The organism is Pseudomonas hamedanensis, from assembly GCF_014268595.2.
Taxonomy (GTDB): Bacteria; Pseudomonadota; Gammaproteobacteria; order Pseudomonadales; family Pseudomonadaceae; genus Aquipseudomonas; species Aquipseudomonas hamedanensis.
In genome coordinates this window covers 2,150,711-2,177,126 of sequence record NZ_CP077091.1, presented here as the reverse complement: position 1 = coordinate 2,177,126, position 26,416 = coordinate 2,150,711, and the positions used below count along the sequence as shown (strand labels likewise).

Annotated in this window: 21 protein-coding genes and 4 tRNA genes; 14 read left to right on the top strand and 11 right to left on the bottom strand. The window is 59.4% G+C overall.

What is annotated here, in order from left to right; translation table 11 throughout:
* Positions 1 to 19 precede the first annotated feature (19 nt).
* Both HU739_RS09290 and HU739_RS09285 read left to right on the top strand, forming a co-directional pair.
* A complete protein-coding gene (locus tag HU739_RS09290; RefSeq protein ID WP_186551006.1) occupies positions 20 to 1,171 on the top strand; it encodes a TDT family transporter in 1,152 nt (383 codons plus the stop codon).
* Positions 1,172 to 1,267: 96 nt separating this feature from the next.
* Positions 1,268 to 3,139, top strand: coding sequence for an MFS transporter (locus tag HU739_RS09285; RefSeq protein ID WP_186551005.1), 1,872 nt, complete (start codon positions 1,268 to 1,270; stop codon positions 3,137 to 3,139).
* Between the two features lie 98 nt (positions 3,140 to 3,237).
* Here HU739_RS09285 and sugE read toward each other — a convergent pair whose 3' ends face one another.
* The 3 genes from sugE to rdgC form a co-directional block, all read right to left on the bottom strand.
* On the bottom strand, positions 3,238 to 3,552 hold the full coding sequence (gene sugE / locus HU739_RS09280; RefSeq protein ID WP_007962927.1) for a quaternary ammonium compound efflux SMR transporter SugE: 315 nt from the start codon (positions 3,550 to 3,552) through the stop codon (positions 3,238 to 3,240).
* 120 nt (positions 3,553 to 3,672) lie between these two features.
* Positions 3,673 to 4,638: a bile acid:sodium symporter family protein gene (locus tag HU739_RS09275; protein ID WP_186551004.1), complete on the bottom strand. Its 966-nt coding sequence runs from the start codon at positions 4,636 to 4,638 to the stop codon at positions 3,673 to 3,675.
* Positions 4,639 to 4,786: 148 nt separating this feature from the next.
* Entirely contained in the window at positions 4,787 to 5,707 is a 921-nt protein-coding gene (gene rdgC / locus HU739_RS09270; RefSeq protein ID WP_186551003.1) for a recombination-associated protein RdgC, read from the bottom strand.
* 159 nt (positions 5,708 to 5,866) lie between these two features.
* On the opposite strand from rdgC, the gene HU739_RS09265 reads away from it, so the two are divergent.
* The 4 genes from HU739_RS09265 (at position 5,867) to HU739_RS09250 (ending at position 6,401) form a co-directional block, all read left to right on the top strand.
* Positions 5,867 to 5,942, top strand: a tRNA-Val gene (locus HU739_RS09265).
* A 19-nt stretch (positions 5,943 to 5,961) separates the two neighbouring features.
* Positions 5,962 to 6,038: transfer RNA gene (locus HU739_RS09260), tRNA-Asp, on the top strand.
* Positions 6,039 to 6,229: 191 nt separating this feature from the next.
* Positions 6,230 to 6,305, top strand: a tRNA-Val gene (locus tag HU739_RS09255).
* A 19-nt stretch (positions 6,306 to 6,324) separates the two neighbouring features.
* Positions 6,325 to 6,401, top strand: a tRNA-Asp gene (locus HU739_RS09250).
* A 90-nt stretch (positions 6,402 to 6,491) separates the two neighbouring features.
* On the opposite strand, the gene HU739_RS09245 is transcribed toward HU739_RS09250, so the two are convergent.
* Positions 6,492 to 7,661 carry a catalase family protein gene (locus HU739_RS09245; RefSeq protein ID WP_186551002.1) on the bottom strand — a complete coding sequence of 390 codons (1,170 nt, stop codon included), beginning with the start codon at positions 7,659 to 7,661 and terminating at the stop codon, positions 6,492 to 6,494.
* The gene (locus tag HU739_RS09240) at positions 7,658 to 9,466 is read right to left on the bottom strand and encodes a di-heme-cytochrome C peroxidase (protein WP_186551001.1); all 1,809 of its coding nucleotides are present in this window, start codon (positions 9,464 to 9,466) and stop codon (positions 7,658 to 7,660) included. Before HU739_RS09240 ends, HU739_RS09245 begins: the two co-directional genes overlap by 4 nt.
* Positions 9,467 to 9,734: 268 nt before the next feature.
* On the opposite strand from HU739_RS09240, the gene HU739_RS09235 reads away from it, so the two are divergent.
* The 7 genes from HU739_RS09235 (at position 9,735) to HU739_RS09205 (ending at position 17,799) form a co-directional block, all read left to right on the top strand.
* Positions 9,735 to 10,451 (top strand): FKBP-type peptidyl-prolyl cis-trans isomerase, encoded by a 717-nt coding sequence (locus HU739_RS09235; protein WP_186551000.1) that lies wholly within the window; start codon positions 9,735 to 9,737, stop codon positions 10,449 to 10,451.
* Between the two features lie 292 nt (positions 10,452 to 10,743).
* Positions 10,744 to 11,199, top strand: coding sequence for a YkvA family protein (locus HU739_RS09230; RefSeq protein ID WP_186550999.1), 456 nt, complete (start codon positions 10,744 to 10,746; stop codon positions 11,197 to 11,199).
* A gap of 112 nt (positions 11,200 to 11,311) precedes the next feature.
* Complete coding sequence (locus HU739_RS09225; RefSeq protein WP_186550998.1) at positions 11,312 to 11,653, top strand: helix-turn-helix domain-containing protein; 342 nt, start codon at positions 11,312 to 11,314, stop codon at positions 11,651 to 11,653.
* Positions 11,650 to 12,021 (top strand): hypothetical protein, encoded by a 372-nt coding sequence (locus tag HU739_RS09220; protein WP_003223109.1) that lies wholly within the window; start codon positions 11,650 to 11,652, stop codon positions 12,019 to 12,021. Before HU739_RS09225 ends, HU739_RS09220 begins: the two co-directional genes overlap by 4 nt.
* Positions 12,022 to 12,429 carry an SEL1-like repeat protein gene (locus HU739_RS09215; RefSeq protein ID WP_186550997.1) on the top strand — a complete coding sequence of 136 codons (408 nt, stop codon included), beginning with the start codon at positions 12,022 to 12,024 and terminating at the stop codon, positions 12,427 to 12,429.
* A 238-nt stretch (positions 12,430 to 12,667) separates the two neighbouring features.
* Complete coding sequence (locus HU739_RS27000) at positions 12,668 to 17,440, top strand: RHS repeat-associated core domain-containing protein (RefSeq protein WP_217844310.1); 4,773 nt, start codon at positions 12,668 to 12,670, stop codon at positions 17,438 to 17,440.
* On the top strand, positions 17,437 to 17,799 hold the full coding sequence (locus HU739_RS09205) for a hypothetical protein (RefSeq protein ID WP_186552491.1): 363 nt from the start codon (positions 17,437 to 17,439) through the stop codon (positions 17,797 to 17,799). The genes HU739_RS27000 and HU739_RS09205 overlap by 4 nt, the downstream gene beginning before the upstream one ends.
* A gap of 16 nt (positions 17,800 to 17,815) precedes the next feature.
* On the opposite strand, the gene HU739_RS09200 is transcribed toward HU739_RS09205, so the two are convergent.
* Together HU739_RS09200 and HU739_RS09195 are read right to left on the bottom strand one after the other, a co-directional pair.
* Positions 17,816 to 19,618: a bifunctional diguanylate cyclase/phosphodiesterase gene (locus tag HU739_RS09200; protein WP_186552490.1), complete on the bottom strand. Its 1,803-nt coding sequence runs from the start codon at positions 19,616 to 19,618 to the stop codon at positions 17,816 to 17,818.
* A 118-nt stretch (positions 19,619 to 19,736) separates the two neighbouring features.
* Positions 19,737 to 21,821: a carboxy terminal-processing peptidase gene (locus HU739_RS09195; RefSeq protein WP_186552489.1), complete on the bottom strand. Its 2,085-nt coding sequence runs from the start codon at positions 21,819 to 21,821 to the stop codon at positions 19,737 to 19,739.
* Between the two features lie 138 nt (positions 21,822 to 21,959).
* On the opposite strand from HU739_RS09195, the gene HU739_RS09190 reads away from it, so the two are divergent.
* Positions 21,960 to 22,922, top strand: coding sequence for a zinc-binding dehydrogenase (locus tag HU739_RS09190; RefSeq protein ID WP_186552488.1), 963 nt, complete (start codon positions 21,960 to 21,962; stop codon positions 22,920 to 22,922).
* A 114-nt stretch (positions 22,923 to 23,036) separates the two neighbouring features.
* Here the strand turns inward: HU739_RS09190 and HU739_RS09185 are convergent, their stop codons facing one another.
* The 4 genes from HU739_RS09185 to HU739_RS09170 all read right to left on the bottom strand — a co-directional run bounded on the left by HU739_RS09185 (position 23,037) and on the right by HU739_RS09170 (position 26,413).
* Positions 23,037 to 23,690, bottom strand: coding sequence for an HAD family hydrolase (locus HU739_RS09185; protein WP_186552487.1), 654 nt, complete (start codon positions 23,688 to 23,690; stop codon positions 23,037 to 23,039).
* A 113-nt stretch (positions 23,691 to 23,803) separates the two neighbouring features.
* Positions 23,804 to 24,793 (bottom strand): ABC transporter ATP-binding protein, encoded by a 990-nt coding sequence (locus HU739_RS09180; RefSeq protein WP_186552486.1) that lies wholly within the window; start codon positions 24,791 to 24,793, stop codon positions 23,804 to 23,806.
* Positions 24,790 to 25,590 carry an ABC transporter permease gene (locus tag HU739_RS09175; RefSeq protein WP_186552485.1) on the bottom strand — a complete coding sequence of 267 codons (801 nt, stop codon included), beginning with the start codon at positions 25,588 to 25,590 and terminating at the stop codon, positions 24,790 to 24,792. The genes HU739_RS09180 and HU739_RS09175 overlap by 4 nt, the downstream gene beginning before the upstream one ends.
* Positions 25,577 to 26,413, bottom strand: a complete 837-nt coding sequence (locus HU739_RS09170; RefSeq protein ID WP_186552493.1) for an ABC transporter permease — start codon at positions 26,411 to 26,413, stop codon at positions 25,577 to 25,579. The genes HU739_RS09175 and HU739_RS09170 overlap by 14 nt, the downstream gene beginning before the upstream one ends.
* Between the last annotated feature and the right edge of the window lie 3 nt (positions 26,414 to 26,416).

Genomic DNA, 26,416 nt, shown 5'->3' with positions numbered 1-26,416 from the left:
ACGAGGAGAGGAGTCCACGATGAGTTATCCCAGCAACACCAAACCCGGTCTCAAGCCGTTCAGCCAGCTTCAGCACCCGCTCGAGGTAATCCGCCAATTCACCCCCAACTGGTTCGCCGCGACCATGGGCACCGGTGTGTTGGCATTGGCGCTGGCGCAACTGCCCTTGAACATTGCCGGCCTGCACGCCATCGCCGAAGGCCTGTGGTTGTTCAACATTCTGCTGTTTACCCTGTTTACCGCAGCGTACGCGGCCCGCTGGATCTTGTACTTCGACGAAGCGCGGCGGATTTTCGGTCATTCCACTGTGTCGATGTTCTTCGGCACCATTCCCATGGGGCTGGCGACGATCATCAACGGCTTTCTGTTGTTTGGCCTGCCACGTTGGGGCGAGGCGGTGATCGATCTGGCCGAGGTGCTGTGGTGGCTGGATGTGGCGATGTCGCTGGCGTGCGGCGTGCTGATTCCGTACATGATGTTTACCCGTCAGGAACACAGCATCGACCAGATGACTGCGGTCTGGCTGTTGCCTGTGGTCGCGGCGGAAGTGGCGGCCGCCAGCGGTGGCTTGCTGGCGCCGCATTTGAGCGATGCCCACGCGCAACTGGTGATGCTGACCACCAGTTACGTACTCTGGGCTTTTTCCCTGCCCGTGGCGTTCAGCATTCTGACGATCCTGTTGCTGCGCATGGCCCTGCACAAACTGCCCCATGAAAACATGGCCGCTTCGAGCTGGCTGGCGCTGGGTCCGATCGGCACCGGTGCGCTGGGCATGTTGCTGCTGGGTGGTGAGGCGCCGGCGATTTTCGCCGCCAACGGCTTGCCGGGCGTCGGTGAAATCGCGGCGGGGCTGGGGCTGGTGGCGGGCATCACGCTCTGGGGCTTCGGGCTGTGGTGGATGCTGATGGCGCTGCTGATCACCGTGCGTTATCTGCGTGACGGTATCCCCTTCAACCTTGGCTGGTGGGGCTTCACCTTCCCGTTGGGCGTGTATTCGCTGGCGACGCTGAAACTGGCGAGCCTGCTCAACCTGACGTTTTTCAGTGTGTTCGGCACGGCGCTGGTGGCGTTGCTGGCGGTGATGTGGTTGATCGTCGGCAAGCGCACTGTGCAAGGCGCATGGCGTGGCGAGCTGTTCGTCTCGCCGTGCATCGCAGGTTTGAAGAAATAATCTGAAAAGTTTAGGTAAGGTGTGGCCTGGACCGCGGTTCGAGATTCCAATGACAAGCACCCAGGCCTCTCTACCTAACATCAGGAAACACGGAAGATGAGTCACCCCTCACAGTTCACCCTGCTGCGCACCCGGCGCTTTTTGCCTTTCTTTATTACCCAGTCCCTCGGCGCGTTTAACGACAACGTATTTAAACAGTCGTTGATCCTCGCCATTCTTTATCGGCTGACCATCGAGGGCGACCGTTCGATCTGGGTCAACCTCTGCGCGCTGCTGTTTATTCTGCCGTTTTTCCTGTTTTCCGCGTTGGCCGGGCAGTTCGGTGAAAAGTTCGCCAAGGACGCGCTGATCCGTCTGATCAAACTCGCGGAAATCGCCATCATGATCGTAGGATCGATCGGCTTTCTCTTCGATCATCTTTGGCTGATGCTGGTGGCGCTGTTCGCCATGGGCACGCACTCGGCGCTGTTCGGCCCGGTGAAGTATTCGATCCTGCCACAGGCCTTGCGTGACGACGAACTGGTCGGCGGTAACGGTCTGGTAGAAATGGGCACCTTTCTGGCGATTCTTGCCGGGACTATTGGCGCCGGGGTCATGATGTCGTCGGAGCATTACGCGCCGGTGGTGTCTGCTGCCATCGTCGGCATCGCCGTGTTGGGCTATCTTGCCAGCCGCAGCATTCCACGCGCGGCGGCATCGTCACCGAACATGCGCCTGAACTGGAATATCTTCAGTCAGTCCTGGGCCACCCTGAAGCTCGGCTTGGGCCAGACCCCGGCGGTGTCGCGCTCGATTGTCGGCAACTCGTGGTTCTGGTTTGTCGGGGCGATTTACCTGACGCAGATTCCGGCGTATGCCAAGGAGTGGATGCACGGTGATGAAACCGTAGTCACCTTGATTCTTACGGTTTTCTCGGTCGGTATCGCCCTCGGTTCGATGCTGTGTGAAAAGCTCTCCGGGCGTAAGGTCGAGATCGGTCTGGTGCCGTTCGGTTCGTTCGGTCTGACCGTGTTTGGCCTATTGCTGTGGTGGCATTCCGGCGGGATTCCCGACAGCGTCAGCGGGCATAGCTGGATCCAGGTGCTGGGCTTCGTGCACACCTGGGCGGTGTTGATCGACATCCTCGGCCTGGGCATTTTCGGCGGCTTCTATATTGTGCCGCTGTACGCACTGATCCAGTCGCGCACGGCAGAGAACGAGCGTGCGCGGGTGATCGCCGCCAACAACATTCTCAACGCGCTGTTTATGGTGGTGTCGGCGATTGTTTCGATCGTTTTGTTAAGCCTTGCCAAGCTGTCTATCCCGCAACTGTTCCTCGTGGTCTCGCTGCTCAACATCGGCGTCAACGCCTACATCTTCAAGATTGTTCCCGAATTCAGCATGCGCTTCATGATCTGGCTGCTCAGCCATTCGATGTACCGAGTCGAGCATCGCAATCTTCAAGCGATCCCCGACGAGGGCGCGGCGCTGCTGGTGTGCAACCACGTGTCGTTCGTCGATGCCTTGCTGATTGGCGGTGCGGTGCGTCGGCCGATTCGCTTTGTCATGTATTACAAGATCTACAACCTGCCGGTGCTGAACTTTATCTTTCGCACGGCGGGGACCATTCCCATCGCCGGTCGCAACGAAGATATTCAGATCTACGAAAAGGCCTTCACCCGCATTGCCCAGTATCTGAAGGACGGCGAACTGGTGTGCATCTTCCCGGAAGGCAAGTTGACCGCCGATGGCGAGATCAGTGAATTCAAGGGCGGGCTGACGCGGATTCTCGAGGAGACCCCAGTGCCGGTCATTCCGCTGGCGTTGCAGGGGCTGTGGGGGAGTTTCTTCAGTCGCGACCCGAACAAGGGCATGTTTCGCCGATTGTGGTCGCGGGTGACATTGGTGGCGGGGCCGGCGGTGACTGAAGGCGCCGAGCCGGCGAAGTTGCAGGTGTTGGTGGGCGAACTGCGTGGCTCTGTCAGATAGTCGCTGACTGGGCCGGCGCCATCGCGAGCAGGCTCACTCCTACATTTGAAATGCGTTTCCCTTGTAGGAGTGAGCCTGCTCGCGATAGCGATAGATGCCTAAGCGCTGACCTTAAGCCCGATCAACCCGGTAACGATCAACGCCACACTGGCCAGCCGAATCAACGCCATCGATTCGCCAAACAGAATGATCCCGGCAATCACCGTGCCCACGGCACCGACCCCGGTCCAGATCGCATAAGCCGTGCCCAACGGCAATTCCTTCATCGCCAGACCGAGCAAGCCAAGGCTGATGGCCATGGCAGCAACGGTCAGAACGGTAGGCAGCGGGCGGGTGAAGCCGTCGGTGTATTTCAGGCCGACGGCCCAGCCGACTTCGAACAGGCCGGCGAAAAACAGAATGATCCAGGACATGGCAAACCTCCATCGATTGACGGGGTCGTCCCCAGATTAAATGACTCGATCGAGCCGCGGGGTCGTCCCCGCGTTGCGCGATAGTTTGACCAGCCTTAACCCGGGGATCAAGTTTTGCGCTCAGTCCGTCGCTTGACGCGACAGCTCCTCGCGGTCTTCTTTTTCGCTCATGCGCCGGAAGTACGTCGACAGCAGCGCCCCGGAAATATTGTGCCAAACGCTGAACAAGGCACTCGGCACCGCCGCCAGTGGAGAGAAATGTGCGCTGGCCAGCGCGGCGCCCAGTCCCGAATTCTGCATGCCGACTTCCAGTGCCAGCGACTTGCGCTGCGCCAATGGCAAGCCGAACAGGCGCCCGGTGAAGTAACCCAGCAGGTAGCCGAAGCTGTTGTGCAGCATCACCACCGCCATGATCAACAGGCCGGATTCAGCGATTTTCGCCTGACTCGCCGCAACGACCGCAGTCACGATAATCACGATGCTGACCACCGACACCAGCGGCAATACGTCTACCGCATGACGGACCTTGTCCCCCAGCAAACGCTGCGCGGCCACGCCGAGGACGATCGGCAGCAACACGACTTGCAGGATCGACCAGAACAGCTCCATGAACGACACCGGCAGCCAGGCCGAGGCCAGCAGCCAGATCAGCGCCGGGGTCAGCAATGGCGCGAGCAGGGTGGTGACGGCGGCGATGGCCACGGAAAGCGCCAGATCGCCGCGCGCCAGCCAGGTCATCACGTTAGACGAAGTGCCGCTCGGGCAGCAGCCGACCAGAATCACCCCGACGGCGATTTCCGGCGGCAGGTGAAAGACCTGGCAGAGCAACCACGCCACACCGGGCATGATCACGAAATGCGCGACCACGCCCAGCGCCACACGCCATGGATGGCGGGCGACTGCGGCGAAGTCGTCAAGTTTGAGGGTCAGGCCCATGCCGAACATGACCAGACCCAGCAGCGGCACGATCGCGCTTTTAAGGCCGATGAACCACGCCGGTTGCAGGAACGCGATGACCGCGAATATCAGAACCCAGTAAGCGAAGGTATTGCCGACAAAGCGGCTGAGTGCAGCCAGTGCGCGCATGGCTTGATCCTTATTATTAAAAGAACACCACTAAACAAATGTAGGAGTGAGCCTGCTCGCGATAGCGGTCTATCAGTCAACATATTCGTCGAATGTCAGTCCCTCATCGCGAGCAGGCTCACTCCTACAGTTTGGACCTCGCAAGGCTTTAGATCCCCTGCGGCATCTCTTCCCCACCCAACGCTTCAACCAGCGCCGGCAGGAAGTCGCCAAACGTCAGCATCATCAGGGTGAAGCTGGCATCCAGCTGACCCAGTGCCTCATCGCCGCCATCCTGTTCTGCCTGATCCTGCAACAGATCTTCGAACTTCAGGCGTTTGACGGTCATTTTGTCGTCGAGCATGAACGACAGTTTGTCCTGCCAGGCCAGCGACAGTTGAGTCACCACTTTGCCGGTGCTCAAGTGCAGCTGGATTTCATCGCTGGTCAGGTCCTGACGCTTGCAACGGACGATACCGCCATCTTCGTGGGTATCGCGCAGCTCGCACTCGTCCAGCACGTAGAAATCGTCGGCGGCTTTCTGCGTGGTGACCCACTCGGTCATGACCGCGGTCGGCGCCATTTTTACCGTCAGCGGGCGGACGGGCAGGGTGCCGATGACTTCGCGCAGGGTCGACAGCAGGTCTTCGGCGCGTTTCGGGCTGGCCGAGTTGACCAGGATCAGGCCCTGTTTCGGCGCGATCGCGGCAAAGGTCGACGAGCGACGGATGAACGCGCGCGGCAGGAACGCCTGGATGATTTCATCCTTGATCTGATCGCGCTCCTTCTTATAGACCTTGCGCATCTGTTCGGCTTCGATCTCTTCGACCTTTTCCTTGACCGCGTCACGTACGACGCTGCCCGGCAGAATGCGTTCTTCCTTGCGTGCGCTGATCAGCAGGAAATCACCGCTGACGTGCACCAGCGGTGCATCTTCGCCCTTGCCGAATGGCGCGACGAAACCGTAAGTGGTCAACTCCTGGCTTGCACATGGACGCGCCAGTTTGGTGGCCAGTGCAGTTTCCAGCGCCTCGGCATCGACAGGCAGGTCTTGGGTCAGGCGATAGATAAGCAGGTTCTTGAACCACATGGGGTGAGTCTCTCCTTTATACAAAGGGGGGCATTATTGTCTTCGCCGGGGCATAGGCCAACCCTTCTCTAAGCCTTTGGAAGGCCTCGGAAAATTATTTAAAAAAGTGCTTGCCAGAGGTGGGGGCGCTCCGTAGAATGCGCGCCACACCGAAGCGAAGGGTGATTAGCTCAGCTGGGAGAGCGTCTGCCTTACAAGCAGAATGTCGGCGGTTCGATCCCGTCATCACCCACCATTCGTTTCAAGTGTTACGCGCAGCGGTAGTTCAGTCGGTTAGAATACCGGCCTGTCACGCCGGGGGTCGCGGGTTCGAGTCCCGTCCGCTGCGCCATATTCGGTAACCTGGAACACTGAACGCCAGGTCACCACGGAAAAACCCGCTAAGGCGGGTTTTTTTCTGCCTCAACGTTGTACCCGCGGGACGTGTCGTTTCACTTGTTTTCGGATTTAATTGAAAAAAAATTCAATTAAATCAACATATTACGAAAACTTGTGGCATAATGCGCCCCGTAACGAAGCGAAGGGTGATTAGCTCAGCTGGGAGAGCGTCTGCCTTACAAGCAGAATGTCGGCGGTTCGATCCCGTCATCACCCACCATTCGTTTCAAGCGTTTCGCGCAGCGGTAGTTCAGTCGGTTAGAATACCGGCCTGTCACGCCGGGGGTCGCGGGTTCGAGTCCCGTCCGCTGCGCCATATTCGGTATCTGGAACTGAACGCCAGATCACCACAGAAAGCCCGCCTTGTGCGGGCTTTTTGCTGTCTGCGATTTATAAAGTCGCCGCGCTACTGCGCAGCATTGCGGGCGTGCCGATAATCGCTCACCGCCTCATACACCGCTTTGCGCAAGCGATTGATCCCGCCAATCGGCCGATGCGCCTCGATCCCGAACCACGGATTGAACGACAGGTTGTCGCATTCGAGATTGAGCGCCGGTGTATCGAAGTCCTGCGCAGGCAAGGTGATCCGCGCCACGGTTTCGAACGGTGCATCCTGCTCGCGCCATTCTATGCTGGTGTCTTCAATCGGCATGTACTGGTGCGCATCCTGGCGCTGAATCTGCAAGACGAAACACGCCGGCACCCGATCCGCCGACAGTTGTTGCTTCAGCGCGCCGCGCAAGAAGTTCGGCAAGTCGTGATTCTGTTTGGGCAGCGTGTAAGCGGGGCAACTGCCGGGATCCGGCATCACGCGGAATTTGGCATTGGCCTCACCGAATTTGTAGGGCGATACCGAAAAGTACGTGGTCGCGGTCGGGCTGTCAGGCGGCGGTGACAAGGTGGCCAGCGCGATAAACAGATGGCGGACCTGCCAAGTGCGCGGATCCCATGTCGGAAAAAACGCCATGACTTTCTTGCCATCCGCCTGCGCTGCCACGTTCTGGCGGTACTCGGCGACATCGCTGACAAAGAAGTTCGGATGACTGAACATCACGAAGTCTTGCTCGTGCTGTTGCTGGCGGTTGTCGAGCAATTGCCTGCCCGGTACGTCGAGCAGCTTGATCGCCATCCCGCGGGCGTCGCGCAGGCTGTCGAATTGCGGATAGGCATTGCCGTTGGACAGACGAATCAGCGCCTGCCAGGTTTTGCCAGGTTCGCTGAATACGCCCTGACGCAGCGGCTGCGCCAGCTCCGGCAATACCTGCACTTGCGCCTTCACGCAGCCATGCGCCTTGGCGTGTGCGTCACGCAGATAGCGCGTGCCTTCGCGGTGTTGGTCGACAATTCGCACGGCGGTCTGAATCACGTCCTGAGTCATCGCCGCTTCACCGGCCGGAACCTGTTCCTGCGCCGACACAGGACCGCGATGTTGCCAGGTCCACCAGGCCGTGGCGCTGCCCCAGCCAAGCAGGCCGATGACCAGCACGATCAACACGACCCTGCCGAGCAAGCGTCCCAGCCCTAACCAGAGGCGGGCCATTAGCGGCAGTTGTGTTTTGAAGGTCGGCATGATCATGGCAACTGCGCCTCCAGGGGGCCACCCAGCACTTTCAGGTATTCGAGCAGCGCCCAGCGCTCCTCGGGTTGCAACAGTCTGCCGATGACACCGTTGCCGCGCTCGCCGGCACGAAATTCGTGGCCGCTGTTGTGGTTGCCGCTAATCCGCGTGTCGAACATAAAGCCATTGGCGAAGGCTTCGGTGCGATAGCCCAAGTGACGTGGATCGTATTCGAAGGTGCCTTTATAGAACGTGCTTGCGCGTTCATCCCGAGGCGAGAGCAACTGATAGAGGCTCGGCACCGAACCGTTGTGCAGAAACGGTGCAGTGGCCCATACCCCGGCCAGCGGTCGCGCCTTGTAGGCGACTTTTTCACGCACGCCGATTGGCAGGCCGAAACCGTCCAGGCGAGGTTTTTCTGCAGGCGTCACACCTGCCTCGCGATAGGCGCGGTTTTCCACGAAGGCGGTGACATAAGCCAGCCCCTTGGCGACCGACAATTGGCTGAGGTCGAGCGGTTCTTTGGGCGTCGGATGAAGTTTCACATCCATGCCTTCAAGCTCTTTCAAGTCCCATTGCAGGGCGGTGAGGTCAAAGCGATGGCTGGCAATGTTATTGGCCGCGTTCGGGTCGGTGCCGATGGCGGCTACGGGTAGCATCGGCAGCTGCAGCACTCGGCGTTCGCCTTCCTGCGTCTGCTGCGGTACGTGACAAGCGGCGCAGTTTTCGGCAAACAGCGCGCGGCCTTTCGCTGCCAGCGGTTTGTCGATGGCGCCGAACAGCTCTTGAGGCCAGGAGGGCGGCTTTAATTGCTGCAGGGTTTCTTCGATCTTGTGCAGATCGCGCACCCGCACGCTGGAGGCATAGCGCTCATCGCCGCGCAGCGGCTGGCCATCGGCATCGAAGAAATTCAGGGTTGCGCCGACGCCCAGTGCTTCGCCGATGTTACGGGCCATGGGCTGCTGCGCGGAGCCGTTCCACTGCACCCAGTCGAACGTCCACATGTCCCATAGCTGCGGGTAATCCACCGGGGCGTTGGCCACGCGATAGTTGGCGGGAGAAATGGCATCACCGAACGTGGCGTTGGCGATTCGGCCGAACGCATCTGTGCGACCGGGGCCCTCTTCGGTGGGATAGAGGCCGCGATGGGTATCGTTCCATGCGACTTTGAGAAAAGTATCCAGCGAGGTTTTGAAGTCCCGGCGCAGTTGCTCATGGCGCGCGTCGTATTCAACGCCGAGGACATGGCGGGCGAAGCGTTCGAATTTCCAGGGGTTGTAGTAAGTCGCTGTCAGACTTGCGACCAGAGCTTGTCCGAAACTGCCACCGCGTAGCGTCGGAACACTGGAAGGCAGCACATGCTGCGCCGTGCCGCCATCAATTCGCACAGCCTGGCCTTTAAAACGCAATTCACCGGTGTGGCAGGCCGCGCAAGTGATGTCCAGATAGTGCTCGGAACTGCCGGGATTTTGATGGCGCGCAAAGCCAACGGGCAGGTTGCCAGGATTATTCGGCGTGGCTTTTTGTTGTGGGTCGACCAGAAAACCGAAGCGGGCGAGGTACTCGGGGGCGGCAAAACGCTGCTCGGAGAACGGCAACTCCAGTGCCTGAAACCATTCGTAACGCAGGCCTTCGACCTGTGTGCCCTGGGGCGTGAAATAGTAGGTTTGCCGTTCTTGCTCGCTCCACTGATCCAGGTAATGCACCTGTTCGACGGGGGTGTAGAAGGGCAGTTTCGGGTTGGCAACGTAGTACAAGACTACCGCGAGGACGAGTCCCAGCAGCACCACGATCAGGGTCAGCACACGGAATAAGAGGCGCAAGATAAACATCCTTGTCAATTGTTGCGTTGTTATGCCTGAGCAGGCCCTTCTGGGCAAGTGGCCATTACGTTAAACATTCACCGAAGATCGTGCGGCCATTGCCGGGTCCGGATGACAGAAGCTTCATCATGCTGCGCGGCCAATGCGTTTTAATCCCTGAACTTATCGGAAGTTTCCTGCTCTCATGCCGGTAGCCATTGGTCGTGGCGGCCTGATAAGCTCGCGGCTTTACTCGATTGCCCATTCGGCGCATGAACAAGGAAATAGCATGAAACAGCATCGGTTGGCGGCGGCGGTAGCCCTGGTTAGCCTGGTCCTCGCGGGTTGTGATTCGCAGACCAGCGTGGAGCTGAAAACCCCGGCGCAAAAAGCTTCCTACGGCATCGGCCTGAACATGGGCAAAAGCCTTGCTCAGGAAGGCATGGATGATCTGGACTCCAAAGCGGTAGCCCAGGGCATCGAAGATGCCGTCGGCAAGAAAGAACAGAAGCTGAAAGATGAAGAACTGGTCGAAGCCTTCGCCGCGCTGCAAAAGCGTGCTGAAGAGCGCATGGCCAAGATGAGCGAAGAGTCGGCAGCCGCCGGCAAGAAATTCCTCGAAGAAAACGGCAAGAAGCCTGGCATCACTACCACCGCTTCCGGCCTGCAGTACGAAGTGGTCAAGAAGGCCGACGGCGCACAGCCCAAGCCGACCGACGTAGTGACCGTTCACTACACCGGCAAGCTGACCAACGGCACCGTATTCGACAGCTCCGTCGAGCGTGGCAGCCCGATCGATCTGCCGGTCAGCGGTGTGATCCCGGGTTGGGTTGAAGGTCTGCAACTGATGCACGTTGGCGAGAAGTACAAACTGTACATCCCTAGCGATCTGGCTTACGGCGCTCAGTCGCCAAGCCCGGCGATCCCGGCTAACTCGGTTCTGGTTTTCGACCTGGAACTGCTGGCCATCAAGGATCCAGCCAAAGAAGACGCCGCTGCCAAGTAACTCGCAACGGCTTTAAAACAACGCCTCGCTTATGCGGGGCGTTGTTGCATCTGGCCGTCGGCAAGGGTAAACAGAGCGAACTGACGCCGATCAACACAGTCATAGCTTTGAGGCTGCCCGCGCTAGACGCCCTGAGCCGCCAAGTCAATGAAATATTGGGGTTTTTTATGTGAGTAAAAAACGCCCGATCTAAGCGCAGCCCTTATGAAACGGGGCTCTCAGCGCTGAAATGCAGCTCTGTTCACAAGGTTATCCACAATTTGTGTGGATAACATTTCAACGGGAAGAATAGATGAAAGCTCCATGGAATTTCGCTCGATTCCTGCCCTTGGCTGGTCGCCTGCTGGCCCGTGGACGTCTGCCAACGCTTTTGTTTGCCGTGGCCAGTAAAGGTGCTGCGCAAGGTAACCGTCTGGGCAAGCTCAAGGATGATCTGCGCTTGCTGCAGGCGCTGTGCCTGGCTTACTGGCGCGGCGAATACCGCGCGATCAGTACCAAATCGCTGATCTCTGTCGTGGCGGGCCTGATGTACTTTCTCAGCCCGGTCGATGCGATCCCGGACTTCATTCCAATGTTCGGCATGCTCGACGACATCGCCGTCCTTGCCTGGCTGATGAAAACCCTCGATAACGAACTCAACGCCTTCCGCCTCTGGCGCAACCGGCAAAATCCGGAAAAACTGGCAGTGGTAGAACGCCTGCCCGATTCCCCTGAGCAATTGCAGTTGCAGGGGCCGAAAAAGCCCTGACTGGCGAATACTGCCTACAGATAGATACCCCCCGCGACCTTGGCCGCTGTTAGGATTACACTTCTAGGGAAAAGTGCCGACTCGCTAAGTGTTGTTGTCCTACGGGGTAGTCATGGATATTCAGATAATTGCACGCGATGGCGAACCCGAATACGCGGTTCTGCCGTGGGCTCAATATCAGGCTTTACTGAAAGCAGCAGGGATCAACGAAGCACCGTCGCGACCGGCTCCAGCGCCACTCGCGACTTCACCAGACCCGATTCTTCCAGGTCTGGATCAACTACGCAGTTTGCGCGAAGGGAAGGGCATCGCCATCGAGGCGCTGGCCCGCACGGTAGGCATCAGCCCGTCTTATCTGGCCATGATCGAAAGTGGTGAGCGTCTACCCGACGCCGCGATTCGCCGCAGCCTGGCCTGGGAATTGACGGTGCCAGGTTGGAGGGACGAATCGTGAGCGTACGCATCAGCCGTCAACATTGGGACGGATTGTTGGGGGAGCTGGATCAGGCGCGCCGCCAGCGCCATCTACTGACGTATCGAGCGCTGCTGGAACGTTTGCAGTTGCCGACACCGGCGATGCAAACCCTGACGGCCGCGCTCGAGCATCTGGCCGCGCTGGACGCCAAAGCCGAGCAGCCGTTGCGCAGCTCGCTGGTCATCAGTCAGGGTGCCAGTCGCTTGCCGCGTACCGGTTTTTTTGAATGTGTCGAGCGTCTGGGGCGATTCTCCGGGCCGTCTGATGGCGTCGCCGCGGCGTCCTGGCATGCGTCGGAAGTGGTCCGGGTTTTCGAATACGAGTACCCGGAATCGGCGGAGGCCTGAGTGTTTTTACGCCTCAAGGCGCGGGTCGGTTACTGGCTGGCCCGCAGGCTGTTTCATTGGTCGTGGTTTGTCCGCCAGCCGCGCGGCTGGCATTGGCTTGAAGGCCAGTTTGCGCGCATGGCCAATCTCGGCGATGTCAGCGCGCAAAGCTTTTATGGGCACATCCTGACCTTTCGCGGCGTTGGTCTGGGCGCGCGTGAAGAAGGCATACGTTTGCTGCGTCTGGCGGCGTTGGCTGGGGATGGCAAAGCGGCGTATCAAGTCGGTGTAATCAGCCTTGCCGGTACGCCTAGCCAAACGCCGGACCCTGCTGAAGCGGCGCGCTGGTGGAGCATGGCCGCCAAGGCCGGACATCCCTTGGCTGAGATGAAGCTACAGCAGCTGAAGGCTGGAGATTCAACGCAGTAAATCCAAGTATGTCTTTGCCGATAAACGCGGCGTGAGGTTTTCCTCACGCCGCGTTTGCGTTTTTGCCTGGCTGTTTCTGCTGGTCGCTCGATTGCAGACTAGTCCTACATCCTTTGCCTACTCGCCTGACTTCTTTCCTGTTTGATCCCCAGCACAGTTCCCGCGACTAATTTTTGCGCGAGGGACCGCTCATGCTCCAGCCCGTTTTTCAGCTCACCTTGTCCGCCTGCGTGTGTTGATGGAAGTCATCGCTCGCATCGAGCAGGAACTCGACAGCTTTCCCGACACCCTCAGCCTCTACCGCAAACAGCTTGATCACTGGTTCAGTCGAGCGGCGAACCAGATCAGCGACGCAGCGGGCCTGCCGTCGCTGATGGGCATGGAGCGGATCATCCGTTTCGGCGATCGCAGCACGGCGGTCAGCAGCAGCGACGGCGAATTTTCCTCCAGCGTCGTCCAGTGCCCGCAGGGCGGGCTGATGGAGATCGAGAGCAAATTCGAATCGGTCTACGACATCCCGCTGGGCAACATCACCGTCGATGTGGTTGACGTGGAAAGCGGCGAGACCGCCCCGATCACCCTTGATCAGCAGGGCAAGGGCCAGTTCAGAGGCGACGAGGGCAAGTTCTACCGCGTTCTGGTGCACAGCGCTGTCACCTCCAATCAGGTCGCGGAGCTGTTCAAATCCTACGACGGCTTGACCGGCGAACTGGACGGCTGGCTGCGTAGCGAGTGGCAGGGTTTCAAGCCGCAGTGGTCGCAGTCGGTGGCGACAGCGGCGAGCAACGGCATGCTTGCGGGAAGCTGGGCAGCAATCGAAGGGGTATGGGACAGCCTCGGTTTGCTGTCGGAAATTCTCCAGGACCCCGGCAAGTTCGCCGGGCGTCTAGGCAGCGGCGCGGCTGACCTGATCAAGCTTGCGCAGACCGCGCCGGATCTCATGGAAAAGCTGCAGTTGCTGGTCAGTGACGAGGCGGCGATGTGCTTGCTGCTACGGTCGGCGAGCCTGTGGCTGGACATGCTGCCGCCCAGCGAGATTGCCGGCAAGTCCGCTGAAGTGGCGTCGATGATGATCGTGCAATTGATCATCGATGTGTTGATCAGCGTAGTTCTGACGTTTGTCGGGGCGGGGGCAGGGATCGCTTATCTGACGCTGCGTCTGGCTGATCGCGCAGCGCAGCTGTTCAGCGTGGCCAAGCGACTGGTCAAGGCGCTGTTCGGCATCGTCAGCACGTTCATTGAATACGTCGACCGCTACAAAGCCGTTGCCGCGCGGGGCATCGCCGCCGGAGTGAAAAAAGGCCGGATGCAACTGCGCTGGGATGCCAAACGCAACACCACGCTGAAGAAAGACGAACCTCACGACGACTCTCCCGACCAAGCAAAAAACCCTAACGGCGATGCCGCCGATTGCTCCTCGCTGACCTGCACCAACGGCTGCCCGGTATCGATGGTCACCGGCGAAGAGCTGCTGACGCTCACCGACGCGGTACTCGACGGCGTGCTGCCGTTCGAGTTCACCCGTTTGTACCGCTCCAGCGCGGTGGAGATCGATATCGGCCTCGGGTTTGGCTGGAGCCATTCGCTGGCCCATCGCCTGGCTTTCGATGGCGGCGGCGTGGTCTGGATCGACCATGAGAACCGCCGCACGCGGTTTCCGCTACCCAACGCTGCGCGCCCGGCGATTCATAACAGCCTGTCGCGGGCGGCGATCTTTCTGGGCGATGAGCCCGAAGAGCTGATCCTCGCCCTGGCCGGCGACAGTCCGCGGTTCTATCACTTTCGCGCGGGCCGGCTGACGGCGATCAGCGATGTGTACGGCAATCGTCTGACCGTGCAGCGCGATCGCGCCGATCGCATTCAGCGCCTGGATAACGGGGCCGGACGTTCGCTGTTGTTGCGCTATGACCGCGCGCAACTGGTGGCGGTCGATTATCAGGTCTTGGTTCAGGGCGAGTGGACCACCGAGCAAAACCTCGCCACCTACAGCTTCGATGCCCGCCAACGCCTGCTGGCCGCGGCCAACGCGGTCGGCGACAGCGAGCGCTACGACTACGACGACCATCACGTCATCCTGCAGCGGCAACTGACCGGCGGCGCGAGTTTTTTCTGGGAGTGGGAGCGCGAAGGTAAAGCAGCACGCTGCGTGCGCCACTGGGCCTCGTTCTCGCAGATGAACACCCGTTACGTCTGGAACGATGACGACGCCAGCGTGACCGTGCATTACGTCGACGGCACCGAAGAGGTCTACGTCCACGACGAGCGCGCGCGGCTGGTGCGGCAGGTCGCAGCCGATGGTGGTGAACAGCTCAAGGCCTATGACGAACAGGGCCGGCTGATCGCCGAGCAGGATGCTTTGGGCGCGGTCACCGAATACCGCTACGACGAGGTCGGGCGGCTGATCGCGCTGATTCCACCGGACGATACGCCAACGTCCTACGAGTACCGCAACGGTTTTCTCTACAAGCGTTGCCGTGGCGAGGCGGTGTGGATCTATCGGCGCAATGCCGAGGGCGCGGTCACCGAAGCGGTGGATCCCGACGGTCAGGTCACCCATTACTACTACAACCTGCGTGGCCAGTTGCTGTCGCTGCGTTACCCGGACAGCAGCCGCCATCGCTGGGTGTGGAATGAACTCGGCCAGCTTATCGAGGAAACCCTGCCCGATGGTGGCGTGCGGCGCTTTTCCTACGACGCGCTGGGGCGAAGGACCACCACGCAGGCCGAGTTTGGCGTCATCAGCCGTCAGCAGTGGGACGCCGCCGGCCGGCTGATCCTGACGACTTCTCCTACGGGCGCCAGTCGCGCCTACAGCTACGGCGCCTACGGTCAGGTCACCGCCGAACGCGACGAACTCGGACGCATCACCCGCTACGAATATGACGACGACCTGCACCTGGTTTCCCGGCGCATCAACCCCGACGGCACTCGCGTGCAGTACCGCTACGACCATGCGCAGTTGCTGCTCACGGAGATCGAAAACGAATCGGGCGAAAAGTACCACCTGGATTACACGCCCACCGGGCTGATCCGCGAGGAAAGCGGCTTCGACGGCCGGCGCACCGCCTACGCCTACGACCTCAACGGTCACTTGCTGGAAAAGACCGAGTTCGGTGAGCATGGGCTCAGTCTGGTCACCCGTTATGAGCGCGACAGTGCCGGACGTTTGCAGCTCAAGACCCTGCCCGACGGGGTGAAAGTTCGTTATGACTACGACCGCCTCGGCCGACTGACCGCGGTCGATGACGGCCAGGACCACCCGCTGGCCTTCGAATACGACCGCCAGGACCGGCTGATCACCGAACATCAGGGCTGGGGCACCCTGCGCTATACCTACGACGCCTGCGGCCAGCTCAAGCGGATGCGCCTGCCGGACAACAGCCGGCTCGACTATCACTACGCCAAGGGCGGTGCGCTAAAAGCCATCGACCTCAACGGCACGCCGCTGACGCAGCATGTTTATCGGTCAGGACGCGAGCAGCAACGCCAGCAAGGCCTGCTGCTCAGCGAATATGCCTACGACGATCAGGGCCGTTTGCTCGCCCACGCTGTAGGTCATCAGCACGCGGCGCTGTATCGCCGCGATTATGCCTACAGCGCCAACGGCAACCTCGAGCACATTGCCGACAGCCGCCACGGCCAGCGCACCTACGGCTACGACGCCCTCGACCGACTGATTCGCGTGCGTCACTCGCGCGACGAACTGCCCGAATCCTTCGCCCACGACCCGGCCGGCAACCTGCTGATGCAGGACCGCCCGGGACCGGCGAAGGTCAAGGGCAACCGCCTGCTGATGCAGGGCGACCGCCATTACGACTACGACGCCTTCGGCAACCTGATCCGCGAACGCCGGGGCCACGGTCAGACCCTCGTCACCGAATACCGCTACGACTGCCAGCACCGCCTGATCGGCCTGACCCGCCCCGACGGCCAGACCGCCCGTTATCAATACGACGCCTTCGGCCGGCGCATCGGTAAAACCGTCGACGGCGCCACCACCGAGTTCTTCTGGCAAGGCGACCACCTCGTCGCCGAAAGCAGCCCAACCCAATACCGCAGCTTCGTCTACGAACCCGGCACCTTCCGCCCGCTGGCACTGCTCGACGGCAAAGGCCCGAAAAAAGCCTGCCCGTTCTACTACCAACTCGACCACCTCGGCACCCCGCAGGAACTCACCGACTACAGCGGCGAAATCGTCTGGTCGGCGCAATACGACGCCTACGGCAAAGTCGCCGCCGTGACCCTGGCCGGCGAAGAATACCTGGACCAACCGCTGCGCTTTCAGGGGCAGTACTTCGATGCGGAAAGCGGGCTGCATTACAACCGGCATCGGTATTACGACCCGAGGTTGGGACGGTATCTGACCCCGGATCCGGTGAAGCTCGCGGGTGGGTTGAATCAGTACCTGTACGTGCCGAATCCGACGGGGTGGGTGGATCCGTTGGGGTTGAACTCCAACTGCCCACCGCCAAAACCGCCTCGTCGACCAATGCGGTATGAGGCTGGTCGCGTGGCCGTTGAAGAGGGAGCGCCCCCGCTGCCAAAGATGACGGCGCAGGAACGACGGGTGAATATTGATGAGCTTGGGGAGGAAAATGCTTATAGGCGCTTACATGAAATGGAAGATCCAAATAACGGAGAACATTTTCTAGAAAAGCATGGCGCTCAGACTACTTTGAACTCTCAATTTGAAAGATCGACCACAGCAAGGAATCCTACAACGGGTTGCATAGAAAACTATAGCGGTGGAAGGAGAAACGGACAGCCTATGATTCCATCAGCAGCGACGCACTTTTTAAGTCATAGAGATCAGCTTAATGCTATCTATAGAGCTCAGTTGATCCTGAGATATACAGATTTACAAACCTCTAGACGGCCAATGGATATGGGGAAAACCGTTGGTGAGGGATACCGGCGAGGCGGATTTGAGTATGGAACGCAAACAAAAGCAGTTGTGATTCTTGAACCAAATGCACGAGTTAAAACCTCTTATACGGATTTCGATAGATGAAAACTCAATATAAAATTGTAGATATAAAAAATTTGTTATTTGTTTTTGATATAGAAAATACAAGAAATGATGAAAGAGAAAAAATAATCGTATCCAAGGATGTTAATGATGATAAAGAGCTGGGTGAGCTATTTGATGTCCTGCTGAAACCTGAGTTTTTATGCTACACCTACCGGGAGCGGACATCTCTAGCTGACACAGTTGCTCATTTCTTGGGTGAGGAGGACAGTTTTGATCGGGTGTTTGAAAGAATGACGACTTATTTTGATGAAGATGTTAGGGATCAGCGACGTTTCATGAGCGTTTTGCTTGAGTGCCTGACGCGGTATCAGGCCGAAGCGAGTAGTAAAACTGTCTGATCTAAATGGAGTCGGGTCATTTGGGAAGATAGCGTTGGCCGATTAATAGCTGACTATTTGATTCAGTAGCGTTGCGACTATCGATCACATACACACTAAACCCCACAACATCCTTCGCATGATGCTTAGCCTGCGACGCCATCTCGGCAAGCTGGCTGGCATCAAGCGCTGCGCATGCTTCGGGCCGCAAGTGAACTACACCGATCGATAGCGACAGTAGGGGAAACTCCTGCCGCACCCCCTGTCGGTTCGGAGCAACAAAGCGTCCTGCCTCCAGATGCTCGGGCCGATAAAACCGGCGGCATTGGTTCTGAAAGTCGTCGAGCAGTTGGTTGAGGCGTTTGCGCCAGTCTTCCGGGCCGAGGACGAGGAGGAAGTCGTCGCCGCCGATGTGGCCGACGAAGTCGCGGGTGGGGTCGACGCGCTCGTTCAGGCATTGCGCGAGGCAGAGCAGGACTTCGTCGCCGCGACCGTAGCCGTAGATGTCATTGAAGGGTTTGAAGCTGTCGATGTCGACGTAGCAGATGATCGATTCGCGGGCCTGTTGCAGCAATCGCGTCAGGCACTGCTGAATGGGCACGTTGCCCGGCAGTAAGGTCAGTGGATTGGCGTACCGCGCCTGCTGGATTTTCAGTTCAGTGATCAGTTTGAGTACGTCGATGACCCGGCCGAGGCCCAGGTAGCTGCCGTTGAGGGTGATGATGAAATCTTCTTCGATGCGCTGGCGGGCGCGGCTGGTGATGAGGCGGCTGACTTGTTGCAGCGACTGGCTCATTTCCACGGCCAGAAAATCGTCGTTCATCAGGCGGCTGATCGGTTTGCGGGCGAACAGGTCGGTGGCGAACGGTTTGAGCAAGGCGTCCGACAGGGAGTGGCGATGGACGATGCCGCAGGGCTGGCCTTGTTCGTCGAGCACGGCGAGTGAGTTGAGGTTGGCCTGACGACGGAAGGCTTCCAGCACGGTGGCAGTCGGTGTATTGCGCTGCACGGCCGGTTGGTCGTTGAGCAGGGCGCTGAGGTCACTGCCTTCATCGTTCAGCGCGACGGCGCTGCTGTCGTGTTTGGGCATCATGGCGCGAGCGTCGCGGGATGGATGTTCCTGAGGGCGGCCGAGCAGGTATCCCTGAACCAGATCGACGCCCATTTCAGTCAGCACCGCGAGTTCTTCCGGCAACTCGATGCCTTCGGCGATGACTTGCGCCCTGGAAGCCTTGGCGATTTGCAGGATCGAACCGACGAATTCGCGCTTCAGCGCGTCCTGATGAATGCCATCGATAAAGTGTCGATCAATCTTCACGTAATCCGGGCGCAGCTCGGACCACAAGCGCAGGCTTGAATACCCGGCGCCCAGATCGTCCAGCGCAATGGAAAAGCCCATCGCCCGATAGTGATGCAGGGCGGTTTGCAGTAACTGAAAGTCATCGATTGGTGTCTGCTCGGTGAGTTCGATCACCACTTGGCTCGGTGCAATGCCCAAGTCCTGCAGAAGTTGCAACGTGCGCCCCGGCTGGTGCGCGGCTTCCAGCAGGGATTCCGGCGAGACGTTGAGAAACAGCTTGCCCGGCAATCGCTGCTCGTTGAAGCGGCGGCAAGCACTCTGTCGGCAGGCGATTTCCAGTTCGCTCAGTCGGCCGGCCTGACGCGCTACGGCGAACAGTGCAATGGGCGAGTGCAACGGGCTGTTGGACGGGCCACGGGTGAGGGCTTCGTAACCGAGGATGCGTCGTTCGGAGAGGCAGATGATCGGCTGGAACAGACTGTGTAAGCCGCTTTGAGTCAGGATCGAGCTCAAGGCGCTCAGCTGTTCGGTCGTGGTCATGGCGATCTCTGGCGATAAAAAAAGGACTGGGAGCGTTGGCTCCCAGTCCTTTATTGCACGACAGAATGATGACTGTTTGATGACGATCCGCGGATCGCCAACACTAAATTGCCATCACTTACTTCTTGGCCACCTGGTTGCTCAGCTTCAGGTAATCCAGCAGCACGCGCCCGGTTTCGCTCAGGTAGGCATCGTCTTCCGGTTTGACCTTGTCCGGCTCGGCGGCGGCCAGCGCGTCTTCGTCTTCTTTCTTCAGCTCTTTGAGCGGTTCTTCGCCTTTGGCCTTGCGACGGATGTTCTCCATTGCCAGTTGCTTGGCGTCGATGTCGGCGTGCTGGGCACGACGTTCGGCTTCATTGAGGCTGACGGTTTTTTCTTCCATCAGTTTCTGCGCCAGGGCCAGTTTGTCGCGGATGAACACGAACTCGGCATCCTTGTTGGTGCGCGCGTCATGTTCGGACTTCAACTGGGCCAGGAACGGCTTGAACGGGTCGGCCGCCGGTTTGATCGCCGCGCGGATGGTGTCCCACGGCATGGCTTCCGGCAGGGCGCTCTCGCCGATTTCCTTGGTGTCGATCAACGATGGATAGTCGATGTCCGGCAGCACGCCCTGATGCTGGGTGCTCTGCCCGGACACCCGGTAGAACTTGGCCAGGGTCAGTTTCAGTTCGCCATGGTTCAGCGGCTGAATGGTCTGCACGGTGCCTTTGCCGAAGGTCTGGCCACCGATGATCAGCGCACGGTGGTAGTCCTGCATGGCACCGGCGAAGATCTCCGAAGCCGAGGCGGACAGGCGGTTGACCAGCAGTGCCATCGGGCCTTTGTAGAAGGCGCCCGGGTTTTCATCTTCGAGCACGTCGACACGGCCGTCGGCGTTACGCACGAGTACGGTCGGACCCTTGTCGATGAACAGGCTGGTCAGTTCGGTGGCTTCCTGCAGGGAACCGCCGCCGTTGTTGCGCAGGTCGATGACCACGCCGTCGACTTTGTCTTTCTGCAGTTCGGTCAGCAGCTTTTTGACGTCGCGGGTGGTGCTCTTGTAATCAGGGTCACCGGCACGGAACGCCTTGAAGTCGAGGTAGAAGGCCGGGATTTCGATCACGCCAAGTTTGTAGTCCTTGCCGTCCTGTTTCAGGTTGAGGATCGACTTTTTCACCGCCTGGTCTTCGAGCTTCACCGCTTCACGGGTGATCGGCACGATCTTGGTGGTCTGGTCGTTCGGCGCATTGCTCGCCGGAATCACTTCCAGGCGCACGACGGTGCCTTTCGGGCCGCGAATCAGCTTGACCACTTCGTCCAGACGCCAGCCGACCACGTCGACCATTTCCTTGTTGCCCTGGGCAACGCCGATGATCTTGTCGGCCGGGGCGACTTGCTTGGTTTTGTCAGCCGGACCTGCTGGTACCAGACGCACGACCTTCACTTGATCGTTGTCGCTCTGCAACACGGCGCCGATGCCCTCGAGGGACAGGCTCATGTTGATGTCGAAGTTTTCCGCGTTATCCGGTGACAGATAATTGGTGTGCGGGTCGTAGGACATGGCGAAGGTGTTGATGTAGGCCTGGAAAATGTCTTCGGCACGGGTCTGATCCAGGCGCGCCAATTGGTTCTTGTAGCGCTTGGTCAGGGTTTCCTGGATCTGCTTCGGCTCTTTGCCGGCGATCTTCTGGCGCAGCACCTCGTCCTTGACGCGCTTGCGCCACAGGTCGTCGAGTTCAGCGGTGGACTTGAGCCACGGCGCGTCCTTGCGATCGATCAGCAAGGTCTCCTTAGTGTTGAAGTCCATCTTGTCGACGCCTTTGTTCAGCTCGGCAAGGGCGAAGTCCAGACGCGCTTTGACGCGGTCCAGATAGCGCTTGTAGATGGTGAACCCGGCGTTGAGGTCGCCGCTCTTGAGGAAGTCGTCGAACTGGGTTTTCCACTTGTCGAATTCAGCGATGTCGCTGGCCATGAAGTAGCTGCGCGACGGGTCGAGCAGCTTGATGTAGCTGTCGTAGATGATCACCGAGCGCGCATCGTCGAGCGGCGGCTTGCTGTAGTGGTGACGCTTGAGCAACTCGACGACGTTCAGGCTGGCGATGACTTCATCGCGATCAGGCTGCAACTTGTCCCAGCTGTTGGCTGCGAATGTGGTGCCCGACACCGGCAACAGACCGATACCGATGAAAAGAGCGAGGGCGGTGCTGGGGAGCAGATGCTTCATGCTGATTCGACGCGGGGACAATTGATAACGCATATTAGGCCGTCTTTGAAGTCGCCGGTTCTTTGAGATCCGGTCGCATAATGCAAAAAGCCCGGCGCTACCGCTTCGGGCTCAGTCCAGACTCACTATGGAGGCACTGTGAAGGCATTGCAAGGCGTTGAAGGTCAAGTGGCATGGGTTGAAGAGCCGAGTCCTACGTGCGATGTAGGACAAGTCCGCATCCGCGTGGCGGCAGCTGGCCTCAATCGTGCCGATTTATTGCAAAAGGCGGGGCTTTATCCACCACCGCCAGGCGCCAGCCAAGTGCTCGGTCTTGAGTGTTCCGGGGTGATCAGCGAGGTCGGCGCGGGCTCGTCCTGGCAGGTCGGCGATCGGGTTTGCGCCTTGCTGGCCGGGGGCGGCATGGCTGAAGAAGTGGTTGTCGACGGGCGGCACGTGCTGCCGATTCCCGAAGGCGTTTCGCTGATCGAGGCGGCGGCATTGCCTGAGGTTTACGCAACAGTCTGGCTGAATGTGTTTCAGCTTGCGGCGCTCAAACCGGGTGAGAAAGTTCTCTTGCACGCTGGCGCGAGTGGAATCGGTTCAGCCGCCATTCAGCTGTGCAAGGCCTTTGGCAACCCCTGCTGGGTCAGCGTCGGGTCGGCCGAGCGTCTGGCTTACTGCGAGTCGCTGGGCGCGCAGGGCGGTGTGCTGCGCACTGACGATCTGGAAAGCCTGCGCGATTTAGGTCCGTTCGATGTGATCCTCGATCCGGTCGGTGGCAACTATTCGGCGCTGAATCTGAAACTGGTGGCGCTGGATGGACGCTGGGTGTTGATCGGCCTGATGGGGGGGCGTGAGGCGAAACTGGATCTGGCGCAGGTGTTGGCCAAGCGCGTGCAACTGCTCGGCTCAACGTTGCGCAGCCGTGACGATCAGTTCAAGGCGGACCTACTGAGCGATCTCGGCCAGCAGGTGTGGCCGTTGTTTGCCGAGGGGCGCTTGCGTGCGCAATTGGCGAAGGCGTTTGCGGTGAAGGATGCCGAGGCGGCGTTTGCCGAGTTGGCGAGTAACACCGTGGCGGGCAAGTTGGTGTTGGTGATTGACGAGAGCCTGAGCTGACAACACAAAGCCCCTGTGGGAGCGGGCTTGCTCGCGAATGCGGAGTGTCAGGCAACATATTCGTCGCTGATAGACCGCTTTCGCGAGCAGGCTCACTCCTACATTGGATCTGTGTCACTTCCAGAGATGGATTGGCCAGCCGGATTTTTCTGCCTGCTCGAGCAGCACCGGGTCCGGGTTGACCACGTGCGGGAAATCGACTTTCAGCAACAACGGCAGATCATTGCGTGAGTCGGAATAGAAGCTCGCGCCCTCCAGGTTCTCTTCTTCGGCGTCCAGCCATTCCAGCAAGCGGGTGATTTTGCCTTCGCGGTAGGTCAAGGTGCCGACGGTATTACCGCTGTACACGCCATGGGCGACGTCCAGCTCGATGGCCAGTACCTCATCGATCCCCAGGCGTTCGGCGATCGGCTTGACCAAGTGCGTACCCGACGCCGAGATCACCAGGATCCGGTCGCCGGCCTTGCGGTGCGCGGCGATGGTTTTGGTCGCGTCGCTGAAGATGATCGGTTCGATGAAATCTTCTACCCATGGGCCAACCAGGTGCTCGATTTCTGCCGGCGTGCGGCCGATCAGAGGTTCAAGGCTGAAGGCCATGTAGTCCTCCATCGCCAGATGGCCGCGGCCGTAGGCGTCCATCAATTCCTTGTCGCGCTGCATGAACGATTCGCCATCGACCCAGCCGAGGCGGACCATTTGCTCGCTCCAGAGCGAGGAGCAGTCGCCGTGGATCAACGTTTCGTCCAGATCAAAAATTGCCAAAGCCATCGGGTTCTCTCCGAGAACAGCTACGAAGCTCCAAGCTTCGAGCTGCAAGAATTAAAATCAGGTGCACCGCAGTCTACAGCTTGGTGCTTGCAGCTCGAAGCTTGCAGCTGCTTTCAGGCTACCTGGCACAAGGCCGTCGGATCGATGGAAAGTGCCAGGCGCTGTCCGTCGGGATGCAGGTCGGCGGCCGAGCGGTTGAGTACGTCGACCACCAATTCGACGCCGCGCGCCTCGATGCGATAACGAATGACGTTGCCGAGCAGGCTGTGGCTGCGTACTTGCGCGTCGAGGTCGCCGTTGAGGCTCAGTTCGATAGCCTCCGGGCGGATGGCGATGCGGTGGTTGATCGGCCGCTGCAACAGCTTTGAGGCGGCCTCGGCGTCGAGCAGATTGTAGTTGCCGATGAAGCCGGCGGCGAACGCATCGACCGGTGCGGTATAAAGGGTTTCGGCATCGCCGCTTTGTACGATCTTTCCCTGATTCATCAGGAAAATCCGGTCAGACATGGTCAGCGCTTCTTCCTGATCGTGGGTGACAAAAATGGTTGTCAGGCCGAGTTCGCGCTGGATCTGGCGGATCTGTTCGCGCAAGTGTTTACGAATCCGCGCGTCGAGTGCCGACAGTGGCTCATCCAGCAGCAACAAACGCGGGCGGGTCACCAGCGAGCGGGCGAGGGCGACACGCTGGCATTGGCCGCCAGACAATTGATGCGGGTAACGTTTGGCGAAGTCGTGCAGTTCAACCAGTTTCAATACCTCCACCACGCGCTTGTGGCTGTCATCGGCATTGACCTTTTGCATGCGCAGGCCGAAGGCGACGTTCTGTTCGACGGTCATGTTGGGAAACAGCGCATAGCTTTGAAACACCATGCCGATGCCGCGTTTCTGCGGACTCAACGGCACAATATCGACGCCATCCAGCAGGATTTGCCCACCATCCACCGGCGTCAGCCCGGCGATGCAACGCAACAGGGTCGACTTGCCGCACCCGGACGGGCCGAGCAGGGTAACGAACTCGCCTTTGTTGATTTCGCAATCGATATCGCTGAACACGGTGGTGCCCGCATAGCTTTTTTGCAGGTGTTGGACGCTGACGTAGCTCATTCGCTTTTGTCCTTGTTCAAGATGTTGGCGATCCAGGTCAGGACCAGCACGAAAAAGAAATACGAAATGACCAGCGCGCTGGTGAAGTGACCGCTGCTGTTGCGCATGTTGTTCAGGTAAACCTGCAGGGTTTCGTAACGTGTGCCGACGAGGATGTTGGCAAACACGAACTCACCAAAAAGGAACGAGAACGACAGCAGCAACGCCACCATCAGGCCCTTGCGCAGATTGGGCAGCACCACTAGGAATGCAGCCTGAAAGGTGCTGGCGCCGAGCAGTTGCGCGGCGTCCATCAAGTCGCGCAGGTTGATTGCTTGCAGATTGTTGGTGATTGCGCGGTACATGAACGGCAGCGCCACGGTGAAGTAGCAGCCGATCAGAATCCACGGCGTGCCGACCATCGCCATCGGCCCGGAACCGTAGAGCTGCAACAGTCCCACCGAGGACACCACGGGCGGCACCGCGAAGGGCAGCAGGATCAGGATGTTCATCAGCGCATCGAGTTTCGGGAAGTGATAGTGCACGACGAACAGCAATGGCAGGATCAGCACCACCGACAGCACCAGGGCGCCGACACAAACGATCAGTGACTGGCCGAACGCGTGCAGAAAGCGCGGATCGCTCCACAGCTGCAAGTACCATTTGAAAGTGAAGCCGCTGGGCAGAATGGTCGCCGACCAACTGCTGGCGATCGAATAGATCAGCGTGCCCACCAGCGGCAGCAACAGGATGGCGAACAGCAGGTAGACCACGACGCGGTGGTAGAGGCCGGCCGGGCCGGATTCAGCGCGAGACATGGTAGCTCCTCTTCAGCAGCAGTTGATGCACAACGGTGACGATGGTCATCAGCGCCACCAGCACCACGGCCAAGGCGCTGGCCAGGTTCGGATCCAGGGAAATGTCTCCGGACACCATCGCCGCGATGCGGATCGGCAGCACGTTGAAATTGCCGGTGGTCAGCGCATAAACCGTCGCGTAAGCGCCGAGGGCGTTTGCGAGCAGGATCACGAACGTGCCGAGCAAGGCCGGCGTCAACACCGGCAGGCCGATGTGCCGCCAGAACTGCCAGCCGTTGGCCCCAAGCAGCGCGGCGGACTCGCGCCAGTCTTCACGCAAGGCGTCGAAAGCCGGGTAGAGCAGCAGCACGCCGAGGGGAATCTGGAAGTAGGTGTAGAGGATGATCAGCCCGGTTTTCGAGTACAGGTTGAAGTCCTGAATGATCCCTGACTGCTTCAACATGATGGTGATGCTGCCGTTGAAACCGAGCAGGATGATGAAGGCGAAGGCCAAGGGCACGCCGGCGAAATTGCTGGTCATGTTGGCGAAGGCGTTCACAAAGTTGCGCAGTTTCGAGTCGACCCGACGCAGCGAGTACGCACCGAGCACGGCGATGATGATGCCGAATACGCTCGACCAGAAACTGATCTCGAGGCTGTACTGGATCGCCTGCAAATAAAACTTCGAACTGAAGATTTTGCTGAAGTTGGCGAAGCCCCAGCCGAACTCTTCCGATTGCAGGCTGTTAATCATCACCCAAACCAGCGGGGCGATTTCGAAGACGATAAAGAACAGTGCGAAGGGCACCAGACACAGGGCTGCGAGCCATTTGCCGCGAATCATTGA

Bases quoted from the DNA above. Each gene is read 5' to 3' on its own strand.
- HU739_RS09200 (WP_186552490.1), bottom strand. From the start codon at position 19,618: ATGACCACGACCGAACAGCTGAGCGCCTTGAGCTCGATCCTGACTCAA.
- rdgC (WP_186551003.1), bottom strand. From the start codon at position 5,707: ATGTGGTTCAAGAACCTGCTTATCTATCGCCTGACCCAAGACCTGCCT.
- sugE (WP_007962927.1), bottom strand. From the start codon at position 3,552: ATGTCCTGGATCATTCTGTTTTTCGCCGGCCTGTTCGAAGTCGGCTGG.
- HU739_RS09170 (WP_186552493.1), bottom strand. From the start codon at position 26,413: ATGATTCGCGGCAAATGGCTCGCAGCCCTGTGTCTGGTGCCCTTCGCA.
- HU739_RS09180 (WP_186552486.1), bottom strand. From the start codon at position 24,793: ATGAGCTACGTCAGCGTCCAACACCTGCAAAAAAGCTATGCGGGCACC.
- HU739_RS09225 (WP_186550998.1), top strand. From the start codon at position 11,312: ATGGATATTCAGATAATTGCACGCGATGGCGAACCCGAATACGCGGTT.
- HU739_RS09205 (WP_186552491.1), top strand. From the start codon at position 17,437: ATGAAAACTCAATATAAAATTGTAGATATAAAAAATTTGTTATTTGTT.
- HU739_RS09245 (WP_186551002.1), bottom strand. From the start codon at position 7,661: ATGATCATGCCGACCTTCAAAACACAACTGCCGCTAATGGCCCGCCTC.
- HU739_RS09275 (WP_186551004.1), bottom strand. From the start codon at position 4,638: ATGCGCGCACTGGCTGCACTCAGCCGCTTTGTCGGCAATACCTTCGCT.
- HU739_RS09235 (WP_186551000.1), top strand. From the start codon at position 9,735: ATGAAACAGCATCGGTTGGCGGCGGCGGTAGCCCTGGTTAGCCTGGTC.
- HU739_RS09175 (WP_186552485.1), bottom strand. From the start codon at position 25,590: ATGTCTCGCGCTGAATCCGGCCCGGCCGGCCTCTACCACCGCGTCGTG.
- HU739_RS09230 (WP_186550999.1), top strand. From the start codon at position 10,744: ATGAAAGCTCCATGGAATTTCGCTCGATTCCTGCCCTTGGCTGGTCGC.
- HU739_RS09290 (WP_186551006.1), top strand. From the start codon at position 20: ATGAGTTATCCCAGCAACACCAAACCCGGTCTCAAGCCGTTCAGCCAG.
- HU739_RS09285 (WP_186551005.1), top strand. From the start codon at position 1,268: ATGAGTCACCCCTCACAGTTCACCCTGCTGCGCACCCGGCGCTTTTTG.
- HU739_RS09195 (WP_186552489.1), bottom strand. From the start codon at position 21,821: ATGAAGCATCTGCTCCCCAGCACCGCCCTCGCTCTTTTCATCGGTATC.
- HU739_RS27000 (WP_217844310.1), top strand. From the start codon at position 12,668: ATGGAAGTCATCGCTCGCATCGAGCAGGAACTCGACAGCTTTCCCGAC.
- HU739_RS09185 (WP_186552487.1), bottom strand. From the start codon at position 23,690: ATGGCTTTGGCAATTTTTGATCTGGACGAAACGTTGATCCACGGCGAC.